This window comes from Allorhodopirellula solitaria (genome assembly GCF_007859855.1).
Lineage (GTDB): Bacteria > Planctomycetota > Planctomycetia > Pirellulales > Pirellulaceae > Rhodopirellula > Rhodopirellula solitaria.
The window spans coordinates 44,181-62,210 of sequence record NZ_SJPK01000008.1; the positions used below are offsets into that span (position 1 = coordinate 44,181).

Here is an 18,030-nt window from a genome sequence, read left to right on the forward strand (position 1 = left end):
TCCCTATCGTTTGATCAAACAATCGTCCAAGTTCATGATCGCTTGCGCCACGATCGAGAGTGTGGCGACGTCGACTTTGTCGAGTCTATCGCCGGGCTCAAATTCGCCCATCTGCAGGTACTCATCCACAGCCTTCCTGTCCGCCGCGAACATCTGCTGCTGGTCCTGGTAGAGGCTTGTTAGTATCGTCTTCTCCCGCTCCGTCGGCAGGCGGCTCGTCAAGAGTTGAAAGAGCCGTTCGACTTGCCGGTCCTCATCGGCATCGCCTCCAACGTCCTGAAGCACCTCGGAGGCTGCGCCTTGAGCAGCCTCGACATACTGCGGTCCGTTGAGCAGCACCATCGCCTGCAACGGTGAACTCGTTCGCTCACGCCGCACCCGGCACACATCCCGCATCGATGCATCGAGGACCAGCATCACGGGCGCAGGCGATGTGCGTTTCCAATAGGTGTAGAGGCTGCGCCGATACAACCCTGCCCCTTTGTCGGGTTTGACTGGTTTGAACGCTACGGCCAATTCATACGGCCGCGCCGGCGGACCTCCAACCTTGCCAACCATCAAGCCACTATTGGCGAGAGCCGAGTCGCGGATCATCTCAGCGGTCAGGGGCGCCGCCGGACCACGTGCTAACCAGATGTTTTCGGGGTCGGTTTGGCGAGCGTCGCCGGTGGCGACTGAGTCGCGCTGGTAAGCTTTGGAGAGCACCAGCGTTTTAAGCAGTTCTTTGACGTCCCATCCCGAATCGATGAATCCGCGGGCCAACCAATCCAGCAGCGCCGGATGTGAAGGCGGCGAACCCTGATTGCCAAAGTCTTCCGTGGTCACGACCAAGCCTCGGCCAAAGAGCAGCTGCCAGTATCGATTGACAGCCACCCGGGCCGTTAACGGGTGGTCTGGATTCGTCAGCCAATGCGCCAGCCCCAAGCGATTGCGCGGTTCGTCGTCGGCCATCGCTGGCAATACGGCGGGTGTTGCCGGACTGACCCGCTCCTGATGTTGATCGTAGACGCCCCGGCCGAGCACGTAAGTGTCGCGGGGTTCGGGCAATTCTCGCATCACCATGATCTCGTCGATCGAGTCGAGCAGCACATCTCGCTTCTCTCGGGCTGCGGCCAGCTGGGCGAGCGATTCTCGGCAGGACTCGTCAGCGTACGCGGCAAGGAACTCACGGCGGTGCCGCCCGGGTAACTCGGAAATAGCGTCGGGGCTCTCAAGACACTCGAGCGACTCGTGCTGAAATCTCAGCGCCACTTCGGCGGACGTGAGCCTGCGATCGTAGACCTCAAACTCGTCGACGAGTCCATCGGTGAAACCGCGGTCACGGGTGCGCTCACCGATGGTGATGTTGTGTTGTTTACCGGCCGTGATCTCCTTGGTCAGTGAATCCTCGACGATCTCACACTCGGCCAGCTTTCCATCGATGAACATCTGCAGTCCCGCCGCTCGGCTCGAACCGTCATAGGTGATGACGACATGTTGCCATTGTCCGATCGGGACATCCGTGTGGGTGCGGATGCTGATGGCGTTGCCGGGCCAGTAGTGAATCAAAGAGGCGGACAGTTTCCCGTCTTCAATCAAGAGTTGATAACCACGGCTGGCGGCATCGGTCCAACCGAGGGAATGATGGAAGACGACAGCGCGGTCTTTGACATCGGGTGTTTGCAGCCAGAGCGACACCGAGAAGGGCTGCCAACGACGGAAATCGGCTGGGCCGACCGAGACGCCCGCATCCCCGGACAATCGAGCAGCAGAGCCTCGCACCCCATCGACCCGCTCACCGGGCAACTTCTTCGCCGCCTCCTCATCGAAGTTCTGGGACGCGGTCGAAAGGAAAGAGAGCTGGCTACTGAGATTGTTTCCAGCCGATGTCGTCTCGATGTCAATGGCGTTCACCGCAGCGGAATGCTTGGCTTCGGCATCCGCCACCGCTTGCCGCGCCCCGGCGAGCTGTTCACGCTGGTCGTCGGTGGGTAACCTCAGCGTGGGCGTGGGAATACTGTTGGTGTGAAAGGAGTACAGCCCCGCTTCATTGATATTGGCGAAGAACGCGTTGAGTTGAAAAAACTCTTTCTGGGTCAGCGGATCAAACTTATGATCGTGGCAACGGGCACACTCAAAAGTCAGCCCCATGAAAGCCGTTGAGGCCGTTTGCGCTCGATCGATGACGTACTCGACCCGAAACTCCTCTTCCACGCTGCCGCCTTCCACTTTTTGCGGATGCAAGCGGTTGAACGTTGTCGCCAAAATTTGATCTTCGGTGGCATCGGGCAGTAAGTCACCAGCGAGCTGTTCGATGATGAATTCATCGTAGGGCAGATTGCGGTTGAAAGCATCAATTACCCAGTCACGCCACGGCCAAACGAAACGGTCCCGATCAACCTGGTAGCCATAGGTGTCGCTATAGCGGGCCACGTCCAGCCATTCTGCGGCCATCCGTTCCCCGTATGCGGTGGACGCCAAGAGACGATCGACAACCTTGGCTTTGGCCTCGGTTGAATCATCGGTCAAGAACGCATCGATCTCGGCGAGCGTGGGCGGAAGACCGGTCAGGTCGAGCGTCACCCGTCGCAGCCAACGTTCAGGCGACGCCGAGGGCGATGGCGTCAAACTCTTCTCTCTCAGAGTTTCGTCGATGAAGTTATCTACTGTCCGTGATTCGTCCCGGTCGGCCGGGATCGGTTCGAATGACCAGTGCAGCTGATAGTTCGCTCCTTGACGAATCCATTCGGTGAGCAGGTGTTTTTGATGCTCATTGAGGGTCTTATGCGACTCTTCGGGCGGCATGACCATGTCGATGTCGTCGGAGAGAATGCGTTCGACCAGGACGCTTTCATCCGGTTGACCAGGCACGATCGCGCCATAGTCAACAGCATTCTCCAACTGATCGAGTCTCAGGTCCGCGGCGCGGCTCTCCGGATCGGGACCGTGGCATTCGAAACAGTTTTCCGAAAGGATCGGTCGAATCTGTTCGTTGAAACGGATGAGATCCGCCTCTTCTGCGACTGCCGCAGAAGCCCAGGCGATCCCGACCAGCAGCGACAACAGGAATGCAATCGGCTGCTGCGAACCTGCGTTATTCTTGTCGTGATGAAAGCCGGTTTTATGCATGGTCATCTCAATGGGGATGCGATGTTGCAACTTCGAGCCTATCCGAAAAGGGAGATTACCCTTCAGCTATCGCAACTTATTGAGCGTATAGTACGCTTCGGTGTGCAGCAAACCGTTTCCGTCTATGCCGAGGACACCCTCGGCATGCAGTTCATGGACATGCCCGAGCTGCAGCCCGTCGATGACCAATCGCACACGAGTCAGATCGTTCGAAACGGTCGCCGATGTGATACTGGCCTGAGTCGTGTCGACCTCCGGGCTGCCATACTGTTCCCGGTATTCATAGGTGTACGTTGACATCCGATAAGAGTCTGGGTTGCCAGCGGTCGCTGCGTCGACCGGTTGAGTGAAAACCAATTCGAATCCATCTTGCTGCAGACGCATCTCTTTGATTTCAAAGGGCACCTTGCCGTTCCAATCGAGTCGCTCGATCGCGAACTCGCGAGGGCCGACCGATCCCCAACCGCGGTTCGTTCCGCCGACGAACAACGCGCCGGTGGCGTCCATCTCGACACCCACGTTGCCCGATGCGAAGCCTTTGCGGAACGGGAAGCAGGCACCTTGCCAGACGCCGTCAATCTCCTCGGTGAACACCCGCATGACACGGCTCTGGGTTTGGTCGCCGACGAAGAGCTGGCCGGCAAAAGGACCGAATTTGCCTGCCGTTGTATCGCAGGCGATCCCGGAGGCGCTCTTGCCCATTTTATTGTAGGGAAATAGGACGACCGGAGGAATCAGTTCCGGGATTTTGGCCGCCTCGGTATACATCCGGCTGGGACTGGCCGGTTCGGTCGGCTGCGGCCCCATCGAAGGTGCTTGGTCGTACCACTGAAAACCGCCGGGATGACCGACGAACTTACCCTGACGTAGCAGCTTCAATCCGCAGGTGCCGTTCCAGGGACCCTGGTTGTCGGTGTACAGCAGATTGCCGTGCATGTCTGTGGCCATGCCCCCAGGAGATCGAACGCCGCTGCTCAACGGTAGCGTCTGGCCGTCGGGCGTAATCTTCATTGCCCAACCTCGAAACGGAACTTTGCTGCTAAATGAACCTGTTAAACACAGGGTCAGAAACAGGTTACCCTCGGCATCAAACTTCGATCCAAACGCATACTCGTGGTAGTCGCCTGAGATGCCCCAGCCATCGGCGTAGGTTTCGAAGACATCGGCCAGGCCGTCGTCGTCGGTATCTCGCATTCGTGTCACCTCGGGACGTTGGACGGCATAGAGCCAGCCATCACGTAATGCCAAACTCAGCGGCTCATGCAGCCCTCGGGCATAGGCTTGGAATTGCTCCGCCGTCACCTCTTCGGCCAACGGATCAGAGATCATGAAGATATCACCGCGTCGCGAGCAGACCGCCAGTCGCCCGTCGGGCATCCGCTGAAAACCGCAGGCTTCGATTACCTCACCGGGCGGCGTTTCAAACGTCGTGATCGAGTAGTAGTCACTCTCAACAGGCGGCCCAGTCGAGGGTGTCTGTGTCGGGGGTGCCTGAGCAGAGGGTGTCTGAGCAGACACCGCGCTCATTCCTGCTACGGACAGGGCGGTGAGACATGCGAGGAATTGAATGGGGTTGATCATGAATCTTTACCAGCGAATGGTTTGTGAAATGGTCGTCGTGGCAGCGGGTGGGATCACGGCCCGCAGTACCTGTTTCCCGTCCACGCTCAGAAGTTGCACGTCGACACCCTCGACACGCATCGTGACGCGTCCATCGATGCGGTAGCCCTCGTCGACCGGATCGATCTGCCCCTCCGCGAATTGCCACACCAAGGTTTGGTCAGGCTGATCCGCCTCGGCGTCGATTGTGATTCGCCGCTCAAACCCATCCTCGGCCGGCAGAGGATGGTCCTCCACATTGGTCTTGCCGATCGAATAGCCGAACGTGGGATTGCCATTCTCATCGAGCCGATAGCCACGCATCTGGTATCCCAGTTCACGTCCCGACGCAGTTGGCCAGGCCGCTGAGGGCGAATCTAGAACCGCCAACTCAGGCGCCGAAGCGAAAGTCACGACGGCGTCGCCGAGCGGTCGCTGGGTGCCTTGGCCCCGTCCACTCCAATGTTTCGATGCGTCGATGAAACCATTCTTCCAGACCTGCGCCAGTGACATTTGATTTGCATCCCAAATCAAATCAAGGTCTCCGGGATACGCCACGCCAATGCCACGCGGGCTGACGCCGTCGAAGAAATTGCGATAGATCCGCGGCCGCTCATTAGCGGAGAGCACGATCGCATTTTGATTGAGCCCTTGCGGTTCTTTCGCGTTCGTGCCCAGCGATAGGTATTGCCACATCGCTTCGATTTGTTTGTTGGGATCACCCTCGTAGATGTCTGTGAGTGCGGACTGTCCTTCGATGAAGCTATTGGGCATGCGGGTTCCGGGGCGATAGAAGGTCGGATCCTTCAAGTATCGCTGAAACCATTCTGGCCGCAGTCGCTCTGGCATCAGCAGCATATCAATGGCACCGAGTCCACCTCCCGTATTGCCGTTGTAGCTGTGGCATTTAATACACGCCAAACCGCCGTTGCCGCAGAGCTTTCGGCCTTCGATTTGAATGTCCTGTGCCGATTCAGACCACTCGATCGGTTCCACCGCGTCGCTGCGATCTGAACGCACCATCGCTTTTTCAAACTCAGCGAGTTTCTCGTGATCGAAGGCCGGCATGCGAGTCTTCATGTACGTACGCGTGTCGGCGCCGGACTGGAGGACACGACCGAGGTAGTCGTCATTGAGTTTATCACCGACACCGGTCAGCGAAGGCGGGATGCGGCCCTCCAGCCCCATTTCCGGCGTTGTGCTGCCGAAGAATTCGTCTCTCGACGGCTCGGGGCCGCCGATCCCATCACGCTGATGACAGGCATAGCAATTGAGCGTCGCCATGGTGGTGTGGACGCGGCGGGCGTCATCCATTTCGGGACGCTCGCCATCACGGCGTTTTTTCAAAGCCGCCCTGATCGCCGATACCTGGGTCGCGCCCAAGTGGAAATCGACCGCAGGCGATTGGACCTGTTCCGCCAAGCAGCCACCCGCTGCTGGCAACCCGTTGAGTTCTGACGCCAAGGAGTGCGCCGCATCCTCGGTCTTAGGGGCGGTGGTGTCGAAGGTATGGCACCGTGCGCACTGGGCGCTCTGGAACAACTGCTCACCTTCCTCGACGAAGGCCTCGTCGGGAACGAATTCGCTAGGCAGTAAATCTGTCGGGGCGCCCTGTTCGTCATTGGTGATCCAGGCCGTGATGTTGTCGCGGCCCAACCGCGGGTCGATCATCTCCAATTGGAGTTCGATTTGACCGCCGCCGTCAAAGTACTCGACTCGGATGGGATAGATACCCGCAGTGAGTGGATAGGTCGCTTGCTTGGTGGTGGTCGGATGGATGCCGTCATTGACGAGTCGGTGCCCATCGATTTCCATGGCGCTACCATCATCGCTCGAGAGGAGGAAGGTGTAGTCACCATCCTGTTCAATCGAAAGGTTGCTTTCGAACACGGCAGCAAACTGATTTTTGGGTTTCACATCATCTATCTTCAATCCGCTGACTTCGTCGGATTGAACTGGCTCAAGACCGTCAAAGTGGGGGAGTTTCTCCCACTGTCCTCGATAGATTTTCCGTTGGAAGGTCGCGTCATGAACACCAACGGTGGTTTGCCGGGTGAGATAAGCCGCGACAGCAGCGACTTCGTCCGGCGTCCCTACCATCGCTGGCATTCGCAATCCGCCGCGAATGGTCGTGCAGTTTTGCAGGAAATGGATCAAGGATGGAACGGTGTATTTCCGGTGAGTTTGCCCGAGGGGCACTGTGGTCGCCAGCGGCGTTGTGGGGCTGTCTTCGTCGAGCGATCCGTGGCAGGCAACACAGCCGATGCTGTGATAGAGTTCGTTGCCGCGATCGGCGAGCGTTTGACTGACGACGCGGTCAGCGATCTGCCCCTGTCCGCGGAGCATCAGGTAGCTGGCGATTTTCTCTGAGTTCTGCTGTCGCGTTGGGCCGTCCGCTCCGGGCCAAGGGTCCGGCATCGTGGTGCCGCGTTTGGTCGCATGCGGGTTGGCGATCATGGCGACCAGAGCATCGGCCCGGACGCGGCCTGCCACCTCGCTCAGGTCGGGACCGAGTTGCGCCGGGGTGAGCGTTTCGTCGGCCGCATGACAGGCTGTGCAAGCCAGCGATGCCATCAGGATCTCGCCCGCCTCGGCGAGCGGAGTGGAGTCTGACGCGACGAAGCGTTCGAAGCCCGGTACGATCGGCCGGGTTGCTTCCCGGTCGGCATCTCGCGGCACCAACCAAACGTTGCGAAATCGCACAGGATCGCCGTGATCCTGCAGCATGATTGGTCCCTCGGTCGCCTCGTCGGAATACATTCCGCCCGGAGTCGGTCCGGGAACCTCGACATCGTTCTGCACGATGATTCCATTCAACCGAACCGTCATCCGCGCGTTCGAAGTCTTCGCACCCTTGGCATCGAACCGTGGTGCAGTGAAATCGACATCGTAGGTTTGCCAGCTCAGTGGAGGCAAGCATGCGTTGACCGTGGGGGTGCTGACTGTATAGATGCCACCGGATTCGTTATCGAGTCCCTCCAGACCGAATGAATCGAGAACCTGTGTCTCGTAGCGGCCTTGGTGGTAGACGCCGCTGTTGCCTCTCCCTTGGCCCTGTGCATCGGGGGCGAAAGGCGTCCGGAATTCGATGTGCAGTCGATAATCAGCAAAACTTTGCTTCGTCTTGGTACCCGGTAGGAGCAATCCGTCGTCACTCAGTTTCCCCCCGTTCCAATGCTGATCGACGGATTCGGCGGTCCCATTGAACAGTTCAATTGCCCCGCTCGGTGCCGCTCGGCCTAGCGTGGGGCTGGTGCGTTGGATCCGCTTCATCCCCATCGACTCGGCGAGGTCGCCAATGGCGTCGATATCGCTTTCGATGCGGCGTGGCTCGCCGCGAGCGCCAGCCCCCGGGAGGCCCCCTTCGTAGATCACCACGTCAAATTCGCCATCACCGACCGCGATCACCTGCATCGCTTGGTCAGAGCCCACGTATTCACCCTGAACGGCAAAATCAGGGTCTTGTTCGGCAACGGCAATTTTTGGGGTTCCTGCCGCCTGCGTCCGGGTTGCTACCCCCTGGCTGAGAACGCAGGTCGCCACGACAAGGAAGCTGGCGAAACGCTGCAGTGGCCACAGGAGACAGGGTGTGGGCATCGATTGTTTTCCAAATGCGGAGTCAATTGCGGGAGCCATTTCCGACGGAACGGTCACCCATCTAAAAAGATGACGAACCCCAAACCCCGGCTGGCCGAAGCGGGGGCGGGGCGTCTGCTGAGGCGGGAAATAGGGGGAGGGAGGCGGTATTGAGGCTTTCAATAACTGACCGCCGAGCCAATAATAGTCGTCCCAACGTCGCAATACAAACCCACTGCGGGCCAAAAGGGATTATCATTTGCCGTTTCAGAAAAAGCGGTTGCATGGTCCTGGTCTACGCTAGAATTCCACCCTGCCTCAGCCGGTTGTGAAAACCCTTTCGGCGTCCATCTTTTCGCGAAGGTCAGCAAAAAACATGGCGAACCACTCCCCCACGACGGCGGTCCGCACGCTCTTGATCAGTGATGTTCACCTGGGATCGAAGCATTCCCAGGCTCAGCAGTGTCTCGAATTCCTGCGGTCCTATACGCCCGAGCAAGTCTATCTCGTCGGTGATTTCATCGACGGTTGGCGATGCAACCAAGGCTGGCACTGGTCCGGCGCCTGCAAGGAGATTATTGACCATATCGAGTCGCTGATCGCAGGGGGAACGGAGGTTTTCTATGTCCCCGGCAATCACGATTCGTTCCTGCGAAATAAGGAGAGCCTCGGGATGATTCCCGACCAATTCTCCGATATCCACTTTGCGAACGAATTCGTGTTCGAGTCGTCGGGCGGTTGGCGTTTTCTGATCACTCACGGGGACCTTTTCGATGTGGTCGAGACCCAGGCCCAGTGGGTGTCCAAGGCAACGTCGTTTGCCTATGACGCCGTGCTCAGTGCGAACCGATTGTTCAATCGCCTGCCCGGGCGGCGGAAGAAGAATCCTTACGGCGCCTGCGCGTGGCTCAAATCGATGGTCAAGCGAGTGGTGATGTGGCTCAGCGGGTTTGAGTCCGCGATCATGGACCATGCCCGCGAGCAAAATTGTGACGGAGTAGTCTGCGGTCATATCCATACGCCCGCGATCGTCTACAGCGAAGAGATGCTCTACCTCAACACCGGCGATTGGGTGGAAAACTGCACCGGGTTGGTCGAGCATCTCGACGGCAGTATCTGCTTGGAGTCCAACTACGGCTCACCCCGCATGCTCCAACTGCCCGCTCACCCCCGCACGTCGAGCAGCCCAGCGATCAAGAAGTCTGAGCTGGCAACACGGTAACATGAGCGGGTTTTTTGCCCGCGGTGATCTGGAGATTGGCATCCCCGGCAGACAGCTCTCGTCCCTGACGGGATTGAAGTTGGTCAATGAATGACGACTGGCGTAGCAGAACGATGCCGGCGATGAGACGGTTTGTCGATTCAATCGACGGCCCGGAGAACCACTGCACTGGAGCCTCTCACGCCTATCCACCGGTTTGCGACGCCGATCCGCTATCGGGAAGAGAAGTAGGCAGTTCGCGAGAGGCGTCGATCTCGCACAGCGTATCGCGAACTCGATCTGCATCGGCGAGTCCAGCTACCGACAATGGCGGCGAATTGAGACGCCCTTGGATGCGAAACTGAAGTGACGTCAGGCAGTGGCGCCGCAGCAGTGGGCCTTGCACCGTGGCGTAGCAGGAAACGTCGCGAAAATGGAACCGCTGGTCCAAAACAATGAAGCCGCCCGAAACAAGTCGTAGAAAGGGGCCCTCTACCAACAGGCGTAGATTGTTCGCTTTCAATCGGGCAGACGGCCGGAAATAGGGGAAATAAAAAAGGGATCCCAAGACAGCACAGGCAAAGAGCCCGGCGAGCAGGTAGATCGTGAGCCACCCCAGTTGGAACAGCAGCCCTGCATCGCGGTAGGGAGCCATGTGCGACGTGAAAAACGTGAAAGCGAAAAGCAGGGCGAAGGGCAGCACTATCCCGTAACAGCCGAGCCTCGATTGCATGAGCAGGTAGCCCAGAAGTCGCTCACGATCGATTTCAAATTCGATCTCCTGCGGGAACTTATCCTTCAATGACATTGGTCTGCCCCAGGCGTGTTAGCGTTTGGATTCAACGGCGGCAGGGTCGAACGTGCTGAGGTCGGGCAGCGTAGTGCGGACGCCTTCATCGGGCACCTCGCTGTTGGCGGTCCAGACGATGCCGTTGAGGATGCAGCGACGCAGGTCTTCGTCTTTCCAGTTCCGGTAGAAATGAGGCATGACGATTCCGAAACCGCGTCCTCGCTCACGCTCGACACACCAAGCGACAATCTCCACTTGAGGATCTTCCGGAGGTAACATCGAAGTGGCTAGCGGTGTTACGTTGTCAGCAGGCAGATTGTCGTTCTTGCCGAAATAGTTGTTGATATAGGGTTCGTCGTGCAGTGTGAACTCCGACCAACCTCGAGAGATGGGATGCTCCGGTGCAGCCGGCTCGATCGTCGCCGCCTGATAGACCCTGGCGATGCCCGGATGGTGTGGGCATGTCTTGTTCGCAAAGTACCCTCCCATCCATCCCAGCAGCGGATGGGCGCCGTCGGGGGCCACGTCTTTGCCTAGGAGAGCGGTCGCATAATGCACGCAGACGATCCCGCACCCCCGACGCATCATGCGATCGATGCGAGCAAGGATTCGATCGGTCTCTGGTAAACGCTGGGGTGGGAACGTATCGCCGCTGAATACGATCACATCGGTCTGCTTCAGTAAATCTTCGTCGTCGGGCCAACCCTCCACGACGGTGGTTCTGATGTCACTGACGTTGTCGGCGTGTTCGAGGCAGTAGGCCATCAATTGCGCACCGGCGGCGACTTCGTGGGAGCCCGGTGGATGGGTGCTGGGACCGACCACAAACAGAACCTGTTTCGGCCTTCGCTCCAAGCTCATCAGACGCTCGATCTCCGCTTCAACCTTGCCGCGTTGCCCCTCTGCAAAGGTGACCAAGCGATGATCGTGAGCATCCTCTTCGACCCAGCGATTGGTGCCATTGGGATAGATTTTGTTGCCTCCCTCGCTTTGCACGCTCCAATAAGGTGCGCCGGGGCGAACGGCGAACAACAAAGCGACCTGATCCCAGCTCGACCGGGTTGGTTTATCGCCAAGATAGAGGTCATAGGCGATGCGGAGCGGATTGTTCTTGTGTAATGTGTGCCGTTGAGAGCCAGTCCCGACGTCCGCGCCGAGCCCACTGAAGTAGATCGTGCCGGGCCAACGACCAGCGACCTCGACGGCCGAGCCCGGATCGGGCTTGAGGTTTCCGAACTCAGCCGGGTCCAGGTGCTCTGGATAACGGCCACCCATGACAACGAGATGCGATACTTTCAGTTGGGCCAATTCCCGTCCAGACAACGGGCTGATGTCGTCGGCTGGCGACCGCAAGAGATCCGCAATATTCGTCAGATAGCCGACCGTGACCAATCGCACGGAATCGTCGTCGGCTTCGGCGAGGGCGCTTCGCAGTACTGTCACGGCGGAGGGTGCGTCATCGTTGGCCTGGAATCGGCTCGGAAAACGCGAGGCGATTTGTGCGGCGTATCTCGAACCACGATGGACACTCGCACCGCCATGCTTGGGAGTCCCCAGTGGAATACTGGGGCGGCCGTAGTAGCGATTCAGGGCATCCAAACAGGGAGCTGAATAGGGAAAGTTGGAGCTGACCGTGGTCGCCAAAATTTCAATCTCATCTGCATCTGCCAGAGCATGCAGGCAGGCGACAGCACCCACATCGTCACAATCCGTGTCGATATCCGTATCGAAGACGATCGGAATGGGAGACTCCGCCGCGAGGGTTACGCTGGCGAGTAAGAGCGACAAGGCAATCGAAGGGATCGTATTCATGCGTCTGATGATATCAAAACCGTCACCGCCAGGGGGCTACTGCCGAAATACCGCTCGCTAAATCAACTTCTCTGCCAGCAATCCCCGTTGAGTGACTCGAGAAACAAACCGTTCACCCCGCTCCCAGATGGGCTTGCCCCGCATGACAGCAAAGTCTGTCGACTCGGTTCCCCGTCAGGCATGCTGCCAGAGGAACGCGTGTCGATTACCGCGGTCTTCGAGTTTCAAAGAGGACTTCGTCTCGAGTATCACTCGCTCACGATGGTCCGCACCGCGCCACTGGCCCAACCGTCGATCCCTTGCACAATTCCCCGCACGACGACGGGGCCGCTCCAATCCGGTGGGAGTGGGATGGTCAGGGTGTTCTCGACGCCGCTCTGGACTGGCGTGACTGCCTCGCCGAGCGTGCAGCCATGTGGATCATGATCGGCCGCAGCAGCATTCACACTCGCGGCCGAGACCGCTGTCAGCGGACGATCCACACACACGGTGAGGGTGCCCACGATCGGGCTGGTTGCGCTCAGGCGGACCACGCGAATCGGCGTGGTGGACGCATTGAGTGCGTCCGCATTGGTTGTCAGTGATGCCGAATCCGTGGTCGCTGGCTCGATCGAGATCGCCAGTGGCTGGGGCGACTGCAGGTTCAGCGTGGGGTCGCCGAGCAAATGATATAGACCGGCGTGCTCGTTGCGTTCGTCAGCAAGATCCACACCGGCTGGGGAGATCATGCCGGCCAAACCGTCGATCATCATCTCGGTGGTCGAACCCGGTTTCGGAGTCTGCAGCCGGTCGACAGCGGCGAGCATGGCGTCGCCCAATCGCTCGGGCGCGTCGGCAGTGCCTGATTCCTGGTACGCCGACTCGAGCAGCCCCAGTCCGAACCTGGCGTTTCCATAAGGCATCGTCAAACGGCTCGCTGCGATCAACGCGACCGGGCCACCGGGCGTCAGCAACATCCGTTCGGCCAGGCAGTCGCCAGGGGCATCGTAGGCGCCTGAGTAGCATGCCAACAGGATACCGATGGACGCCCGGTCGGAGGCGCCGGCTAGGCGATCGACCGAGTCATTGTCCAGCAGCGACTCGACCTGCCACTTGCCGTCGCTGGTCACGGGGATCGACGAAGGTTGTGCCAAGGCAGCTGCGTCGTCGGGTGCGCGGGTGAGAAAATTCAGTTGATCGATGCTGCCATGGCCAGCGTAAACCCAAAACCGCGAGCCATTTTGGTAGCGGCTTAGGACAGCGTCGCAGAAGGAGTCTCCCGGCGGGCAGAAGGTGTGTCCCGGGCTGGCATAGGCAATCTGAGCTTTCGCGGCGGCGGGCAGGACGCTCGTCAGGACCGTGCGTGTGACCGACTCGATGGCTCCGTCAATGAGCATGCCAAAACCGCCGACGCCCGCAGTCAATTGAAAGCCACGTCGCCAGACGCCGAAGTCTCGGGATGACTCATAGGCAAGGATGCGGTGGACGAGCCCGGCGAGCTGGTCCGATGTCACCACGGGCAGCCGTCCCACAGCGGCATCGCTGAAGCCGTCGCCGTCGAAATCACCGTAGGGTAGGTCCGAGGGATAGGTCGGTGTGGAGCCAAACGCAGCGGTCGCCTTGGAGGGTAGGTAGAACGTCGGAATGCGAGTGGGTTGCCCTCGATCCGGACCGGCGGCCTGGATTTCGCCAGCTCGGCCGGGACGCTGGGGCGTGAACGGGGGCGCGTCGCCGACAAGCACGACATACCGGGTCGCGGGATCCGCAGCCTCACGGATTCGCGTTGCTGTTTCGCTGGCCCCACTCGACGGGCGACAAAACGTGAGCGTCAGGCCTTCGTCGCGGCGAAATTCGCACCAGGGAGCCAGGGCGTCGCGGAATCCATCGGCACACACGACCACCACATCCGCAGCCGAACCCACCGATGTCAACGCAAAGGCGAATACGAGGCTGAGCCAGATCGACGCCGAGACACGGTTTCCTCTTCGGACGCATCGCACCGCGACCCGCGAAGTCGTCGCTCGTATACCAGTCTCATTCTGCCGCAGTATTCTCCGGCAAGGGGCTGCCGTCACGCCACTGTTCATCATTTCGAAGTTCCTTCGCATGGGGAGCATCACCTTGACTCAAAGCGGAGCGGGAAAGAGGTCTAAGGAACACGGGACTAATGAGTGTTGTATTGGACGAGGAAACGGGCTGTTGAATTTCCATCAATATCCCGTCAGGGATGATAGAGAATAGCCATAGGTCAGCGCAGCGCCACCTACGGTTTATCGTTGGCAATGGAGCGTCGACCCCGAAGCGGGTCGCAGACCTCGTCGTGAATGATCTTCCACCCCATTCGGGGTTGACTCTTGCCTCTCGCGTCGTATCCGGTGGTGTTCGCTTGCGCTCAAACCACCGGTTATTTTCTTCAACGCCTTCGGCGTAGGAATACATGTGGGTAATCAGCAGCTCGGTATCGGGTATCCATCCCATCAATCTACCAAGGAATCGCCGCCGGCAGCAATTTCATTTGCGTCGTGGCCGGCGATTTCGCCACGGTAGCGGCAGGCTTCGAGGAACGACTCCAGCAGGACTTGGGCGGCGATGGCATCGATTCGCTGTTTCGTTTTTCTTCGCGTCGTTTTCGCTTGCCGGATCTTTTGGTTTGCCGCGACGGTGGTGAAGCGTTCGTCGAAGAGCCGCGTGGGCAGTTCGGTGACCTGTCGCAGCCAAGCGGCAAACTTGCGGGCCTGGACGCTTTTGTCGCTCTCTCCGCCGTCGCAGTGGATTGGCAGTCCCACGACCCAGGCCGTGATGCGCTCCTCCGCGGCCAATTTCTGAAAGTACGCTTCGTCGGCTTCGTAGCCGCCCGCATCGGGCTGCGTGACCGCGTGCACCTCCAGCGGGCTGGCCAGGATTCGATCGGGATCACAGACCGCGATACCGATTCGAACGGTGCCGTAATCCACCGCGGCGATGCGGCCCTGGGCGGGAAATTCACTGTCAGTGCAGTTAGGAGGCGTGTTCATGGACATGAGTGAAATGCAGGGGGACAAAATTGTCAACGGTCGATTCTTGGGGCGCGTCCACCGGAGGATTGGGAAAATCCGTCAATTGCTGCGTTGACGCTCGGCACTGCGTTGATGAAACTAGGCTGCCATGAACGATTCGCGGCACAAGGATTCGCCCGGTAGCGCCGCGGGCTGTCGATTGAATCGAGGTTGGCGCCGCAACGGTTCGCTTCCGATCTTTCCATCCCGCTCGTTCCTCACTCTTCTTCTCTTGAAACACCGCATGATTACCTTGGACAAACGACGCCGAAAAAAACTGCAAGCCGTTGTCGATAAAGACTACGCCTACCGTTCCTACTGGGACGACGACGTTGAGGTTCGCTCGTCGGGCAAGTGCGGGCATGGAGTTTTTGCCGCTCGTCAGTTCCTGCCCGGTGAATTGGTGATGGAAGTCACCGGCCAATTGATCAGCAAGAAGGATTACGAAGGCAGCGAATATGTGATGGATCTGGATACAAAATGGTATCTGGAGCCGAGCATGCCGGGCGCCTTCATGAACCATTCCTGCAGCCCGAACTGCGAATTGGTTCAATTAACAAAAACCTCGCTCGGCGTGGTCGCCATCTGCAACATCGAAGCCGAAACGCAGCTGACCTTTGATTACGCTTGGGAGGCCTTCGATTGGAACCCTCGCTGTCGCTGCGGGGCGAGGAATTGCCGCGGCTGGGTCGTGGCGGAGGACGAAGTCAAAAAGATGAAACGGTTGGCCAAGAACCGTAAGAAAAAGTCGAGTTAGCCCCCGCCCCCGTGTCGCTACTCTATCTGGACTTCAATCGAACGACGCCGATGGCCCCCTCGGTCATGGAGTCGATGCAGGCATTCTGGTCGACGCACTTCATGCTGCCGTCGCAGTCGCACGTGCACGCCTCCGCGGTAGGCGAAGCTGTCGACGGTGCCCGTGAGAATGTGTCGATGCTACTCGGCTGCGATCCCTTCGAAGTCGTCTTCACTAGCGGAGGTACCGAAGCGAATAACCTCGGCGTACTCGGCGCCGCGATGATTAGTCACGCCGGTAGCGACCCCAGCGACCTGATTCCTTCCTATCCCTGCAATTGCGACGTGCCGCCGCCACATGCCCTGATCTCAGAGATCGAAGACGAGTCGGTAGTCGCAGCGGCGAAGCATCTTCGTTTGCTCGGATGGCGTGTGGATTGGGTCCCCTGTGACACCCAGGGTTTCGTGTCAGTGGAGGCGTTCGCATCGCGGTTCGAACCCACCACGAGATTGGCGTGCTTGCAACTGGCAAACCCCGTCGTGGGCACCATCCAGCCGATCCGTGAACTGACCGATCGATGTCACAGCCGCGGGATTCGCGTCCACTGCGATGCCACCGCCGCGGTGGGACGCATTCCCGTGGATGTCCATGAACTGCGCGTCGATACGCTCTCGCTGACCGCGCACAAGTTCTATGGGCCCAAGGGCTGTGGTGCGCTGTACGTTCGCAGAGGGTTGGACATGCATCCCATTTCATTTGGAGAGCCCCGTGAAATGGGTTTACGGGCGGGCAGCGAAAACGTGCCCGGGATTGTCGGTTTCGGCGCTGCGGCATCGTTGACAGCTCGCTGCGTCGAGGAAGCCCAAGGGACCCTCGAAGAGCTCTGCGAGCGGTTGGTCGAAGGACTCAGCGCCACACTCGATGGCCGCATTCGTGTCTTTGCAGAACATGCCGAGCGACTGCCCAATACCGTTGCGATTGAGCTGACCACGGAAGCCAAGCGGGTGCAGAAGGCGGCACGCCAGATTGTGGCGGCGGCGGCCCAGTCCGAGAGCCCGCCCGATGAGATCACCCGAGTGCTCCGGGCAATCGGCTGCACCGATCGCCAGATAGGACGCACACTCCGGTTTTCAGTCGGCTGGACAACGAGTCGGGAACAGATCGACCGCGCCGTCGACCTGATCGCCGAAGCCTGCGAGCACGCATCGCGTTCATAGTCAGTAGCTGACCTACCGCGAATGTCCGCAATCCTTACGAGAACAGGATCGAAAATCATTCGCAGGACATGGGTGGGACCAAGAACTCTAAGACTCGGGGTACTCGACAATGATATTGCTGTTGAGCCCACCACGGGGTGTCCAGCGACTTTCGACACGCAGCCGACGCGGCTGCACGACGGCCACGAAGTCGTCGAGCAGGCGGTTGGTGATCGCTTCGTAGAAGATGCCTTCGTTGCGAAACCGCTGCAGGTACATCTTCAGACTTTTTAGCTCCACGCAGAGCTGGTCAGGGACATAGTTGAAGACAATCGTGCCGTAGTCAGGCTGTCCCGTTTTCGGGCATACCGACGTGAACTCGGGGCAGTGATGTTCGATCGTAAAATTGCGTTGCGGTGCCGGATTGTCGAATACTTCCAACAAGTCGCGGAATTCAGAGGGCTGGGGATTCACGGGATGGACGATCAAACGTGCGAGAATAGGAAAAGCGAAAGCCCGCAGCGGACCAAAGATCGACGCTCTGGCGGGCAGGGGTCTGTTGTACTCGGATGAGCTGCCCCGAAAAGGGGACAGGCCGAGGAGTTAGGAAAAGGTGGAAGCGGGGAGCATTGGCCGAGGCTGTTCGGGCTGGTGAATTGCCGTGAAATCAGCAACCTTGAGAGATGCTTCAGCATTTGCATTTTGCGATGTAGATTTTGCAATTTGCAATCTCACCGTTCCCCTTTTTGCTGATCCGACGGAAGCGTGGGCCCGAGGTTTTCAAGGCATGGCTCCAGTATCCAAGGATTTATTTGTGGGATGTGATTATCAATGTTAGACTGGCACTGCCGGGAGAAACGGAGCCGAGCTCGAATGGCGTGGACTTAGGGCGAATCTGGCGTGAAACAATTTTGAGCTAGCGAAGAACGGCATCCTTGTTGCATCGTGGTTTTTCTTCACAAAAATCTCAACACAAGCAAGGATGCCGTCGATGATTC

Annotated in this window: 11 protein-coding genes; 3 read left to right on the plus strand and 8 right to left on the minus strand. The window is 58.9% G+C overall.

Going from position 1 to position 18,030, the window contains the following annotated elements; genetic code table 11:
- Positions 1 to 3: 3 nt before the first annotated feature.
- The 3 genes from CA85_RS15565 to CA85_RS15575 form a co-directional block, all read right to left on the minus strand.
- Positions 4 to 3,108, minus strand: a complete 3,105-nt coding sequence (locus tag CA85_RS15565; RefSeq protein ID WP_146392263.1) for a DUF1553 domain-containing protein — start codon at positions 3,106 to 3,108, stop codon at positions 4 to 6.
- Positions 3,109 to 3,174: 66 nt separating this feature from the next.
- Entirely contained in the window at positions 3,175 to 4,689 is a 1,515-nt protein-coding gene (locus CA85_RS15570; RefSeq protein ID WP_146392264.1) for a DUF7133 domain-containing protein, read from the minus strand.
- A gap of 6 nt (positions 4,690 to 4,695) precedes the next feature.
- Positions 4,696 to 8,304 carry a family 16 glycoside hydrolase gene (locus CA85_RS15575; RefSeq protein WP_146392265.1) on the minus strand — a complete coding sequence of 1,203 codons (3,609 nt, stop codon included), beginning with the start codon at positions 8,302 to 8,304 and terminating at the stop codon, positions 4,696 to 4,698.
- Positions 8,305 to 8,659: 355 nt separating this feature from the next.
- On the opposite strand from CA85_RS15575, the gene CA85_RS15580 reads away from it, so the two are divergent.
- The gene (locus CA85_RS15580; protein WP_146392266.1) at positions 8,660 to 9,505 is read left to right on the plus strand and encodes a UDP-2,3-diacylglucosamine diphosphatase; all 846 of its coding nucleotides are present in this window, start codon (positions 8,660 to 8,662) and stop codon (positions 9,503 to 9,505) included.
- Between the two features lie 184 nt (positions 9,506 to 9,689).
- Here CA85_RS15580 and CA85_RS15585 read toward each other — a convergent pair whose 3' ends face one another.
- From CA85_RS15585 to ruvX, 4 genes are all read right to left on the minus strand, one after another.
- Positions 9,690 to 10,292 carry a hypothetical protein gene (locus CA85_RS15585; protein WP_146392267.1) on the minus strand — a complete coding sequence of 201 codons (603 nt, stop codon included), beginning with the start codon at positions 10,290 to 10,292 and terminating at the stop codon, positions 9,690 to 9,692.
- Between the two features lie 18 nt (positions 10,293 to 10,310).
- Complete coding sequence (locus CA85_RS15590; protein ID WP_146392268.1) at positions 10,311 to 12,086, minus strand: ThuA domain-containing protein; 1,776 nt, start codon at positions 12,084 to 12,086, stop codon at positions 10,311 to 10,313.
- Positions 12,087 to 12,334: 248 nt separating this feature from the next.
- Positions 12,335 to 14,155: a C25 family cysteine peptidase gene (locus CA85_RS15595; protein ID WP_246112843.1), complete on the minus strand. Its 1,821-nt coding sequence runs from the start codon at positions 14,153 to 14,155 to the stop codon at positions 12,335 to 12,337.
- 387 nt (positions 14,156 to 14,542) lie between these two features.
- The gene (gene ruvX, locus CA85_RS15600) at positions 14,543 to 15,079 is read right to left on the minus strand and encodes a Holliday junction resolvase RuvX (protein WP_146392269.1); all 537 of its coding nucleotides are present in this window, start codon (positions 15,077 to 15,079) and stop codon (positions 14,543 to 14,545) included.
- 130 nt (positions 15,080 to 15,209) lie between these two features.
- Between ruvX and CA85_RS15605 the strand changes: the two genes are divergently transcribed.
- Together CA85_RS15605 and CA85_RS15610 are read left to right on the plus strand one after the other, a co-directional pair.
- Positions 15,210 to 15,857 carry an SET domain-containing protein gene (locus tag CA85_RS15605; RefSeq protein WP_246112844.1) on the plus strand — a complete coding sequence of 216 codons (648 nt, stop codon included), beginning with the start codon at positions 15,210 to 15,212 and terminating at the stop codon, positions 15,855 to 15,857.
- Positions 15,858 to 15,868: 11 nt separating this feature from the next.
- Positions 15,869 to 17,053 (plus strand): cysteine desulfurase family protein, encoded by a 1,185-nt coding sequence (locus tag CA85_RS15610; protein WP_146392271.1) that lies wholly within the window; start codon positions 15,869 to 15,871, stop codon positions 17,051 to 17,053.
- Positions 17,054 to 17,140: 87 nt separating this feature from the next.
- Here CA85_RS15610 and queF read toward each other — a convergent pair whose 3' ends face one another.
- On the minus strand, positions 17,141 to 17,506 hold the full coding sequence (gene queF / locus CA85_RS15615) for a preQ(1) synthase (protein ID WP_146392272.1): 366 nt from the start codon (positions 17,504 to 17,506) through the stop codon (positions 17,141 to 17,143).
- Positions 17,507 to 18,030 lie beyond the last annotated feature (524 nt).

Bases quoted from the DNA above. Each gene is read 5' to 3' on its own strand.
- CA85_RS15595 (WP_246112843.1), bottom strand. From the start codon at position 14,155: ATGATGAACAGTGGCGTGACGGCAGCCCCTTGCCGGAGAATACTGCGG.
- CA85_RS15565 (WP_146392263.1), bottom strand. From the start codon at position 3,108: ATGCATAAAACCGGCTTTCATCACGACAAGAATAACGCAGGTTCGCAG.
- CA85_RS15580 (WP_146392266.1), top strand. From the start codon at position 8,660: ATGGCGAACCACTCCCCCACGACGGCGGTCCGCACGCTCTTGATCAGT.
- CA85_RS15575 (WP_146392265.1), bottom strand. From the start codon at position 8,304: ATGCCCACACCCTGTCTCCTGTGGCCACTGCAGCGTTTCGCCAGCTTC.
- CA85_RS15585 (WP_146392267.1), bottom strand. From the start codon at position 10,292: ATGTCATTGAAGGATAAGTTCCCGCAGGAGATCGAATTTGAAATCGAT.
- CA85_RS15590 (WP_146392268.1), bottom strand. From the start codon at position 12,086: ATGAATACGATCCCTTCGATTGCCTTGTCGCTCTTACTCGCCAGCGTA.
- CA85_RS15570 (WP_146392264.1), bottom strand. From the start codon at position 4,689: ATGATCAACCCCATTCAATTCCTCGCATGTCTCACCGCCCTGTCCGTA.
- CA85_RS15605 (WP_246112844.1), top strand. From the start codon at position 15,210: ATGAACGATTCGCGGCACAAGGATTCGCCCGGTAGCGCCGCGGGCTGT.
- ruvX (WP_146392269.1), bottom strand. From the start codon at position 15,079: ATGAACACGCCTCCTAACTGCACTGACAGTGAATTTCCCGCCCAGGGC.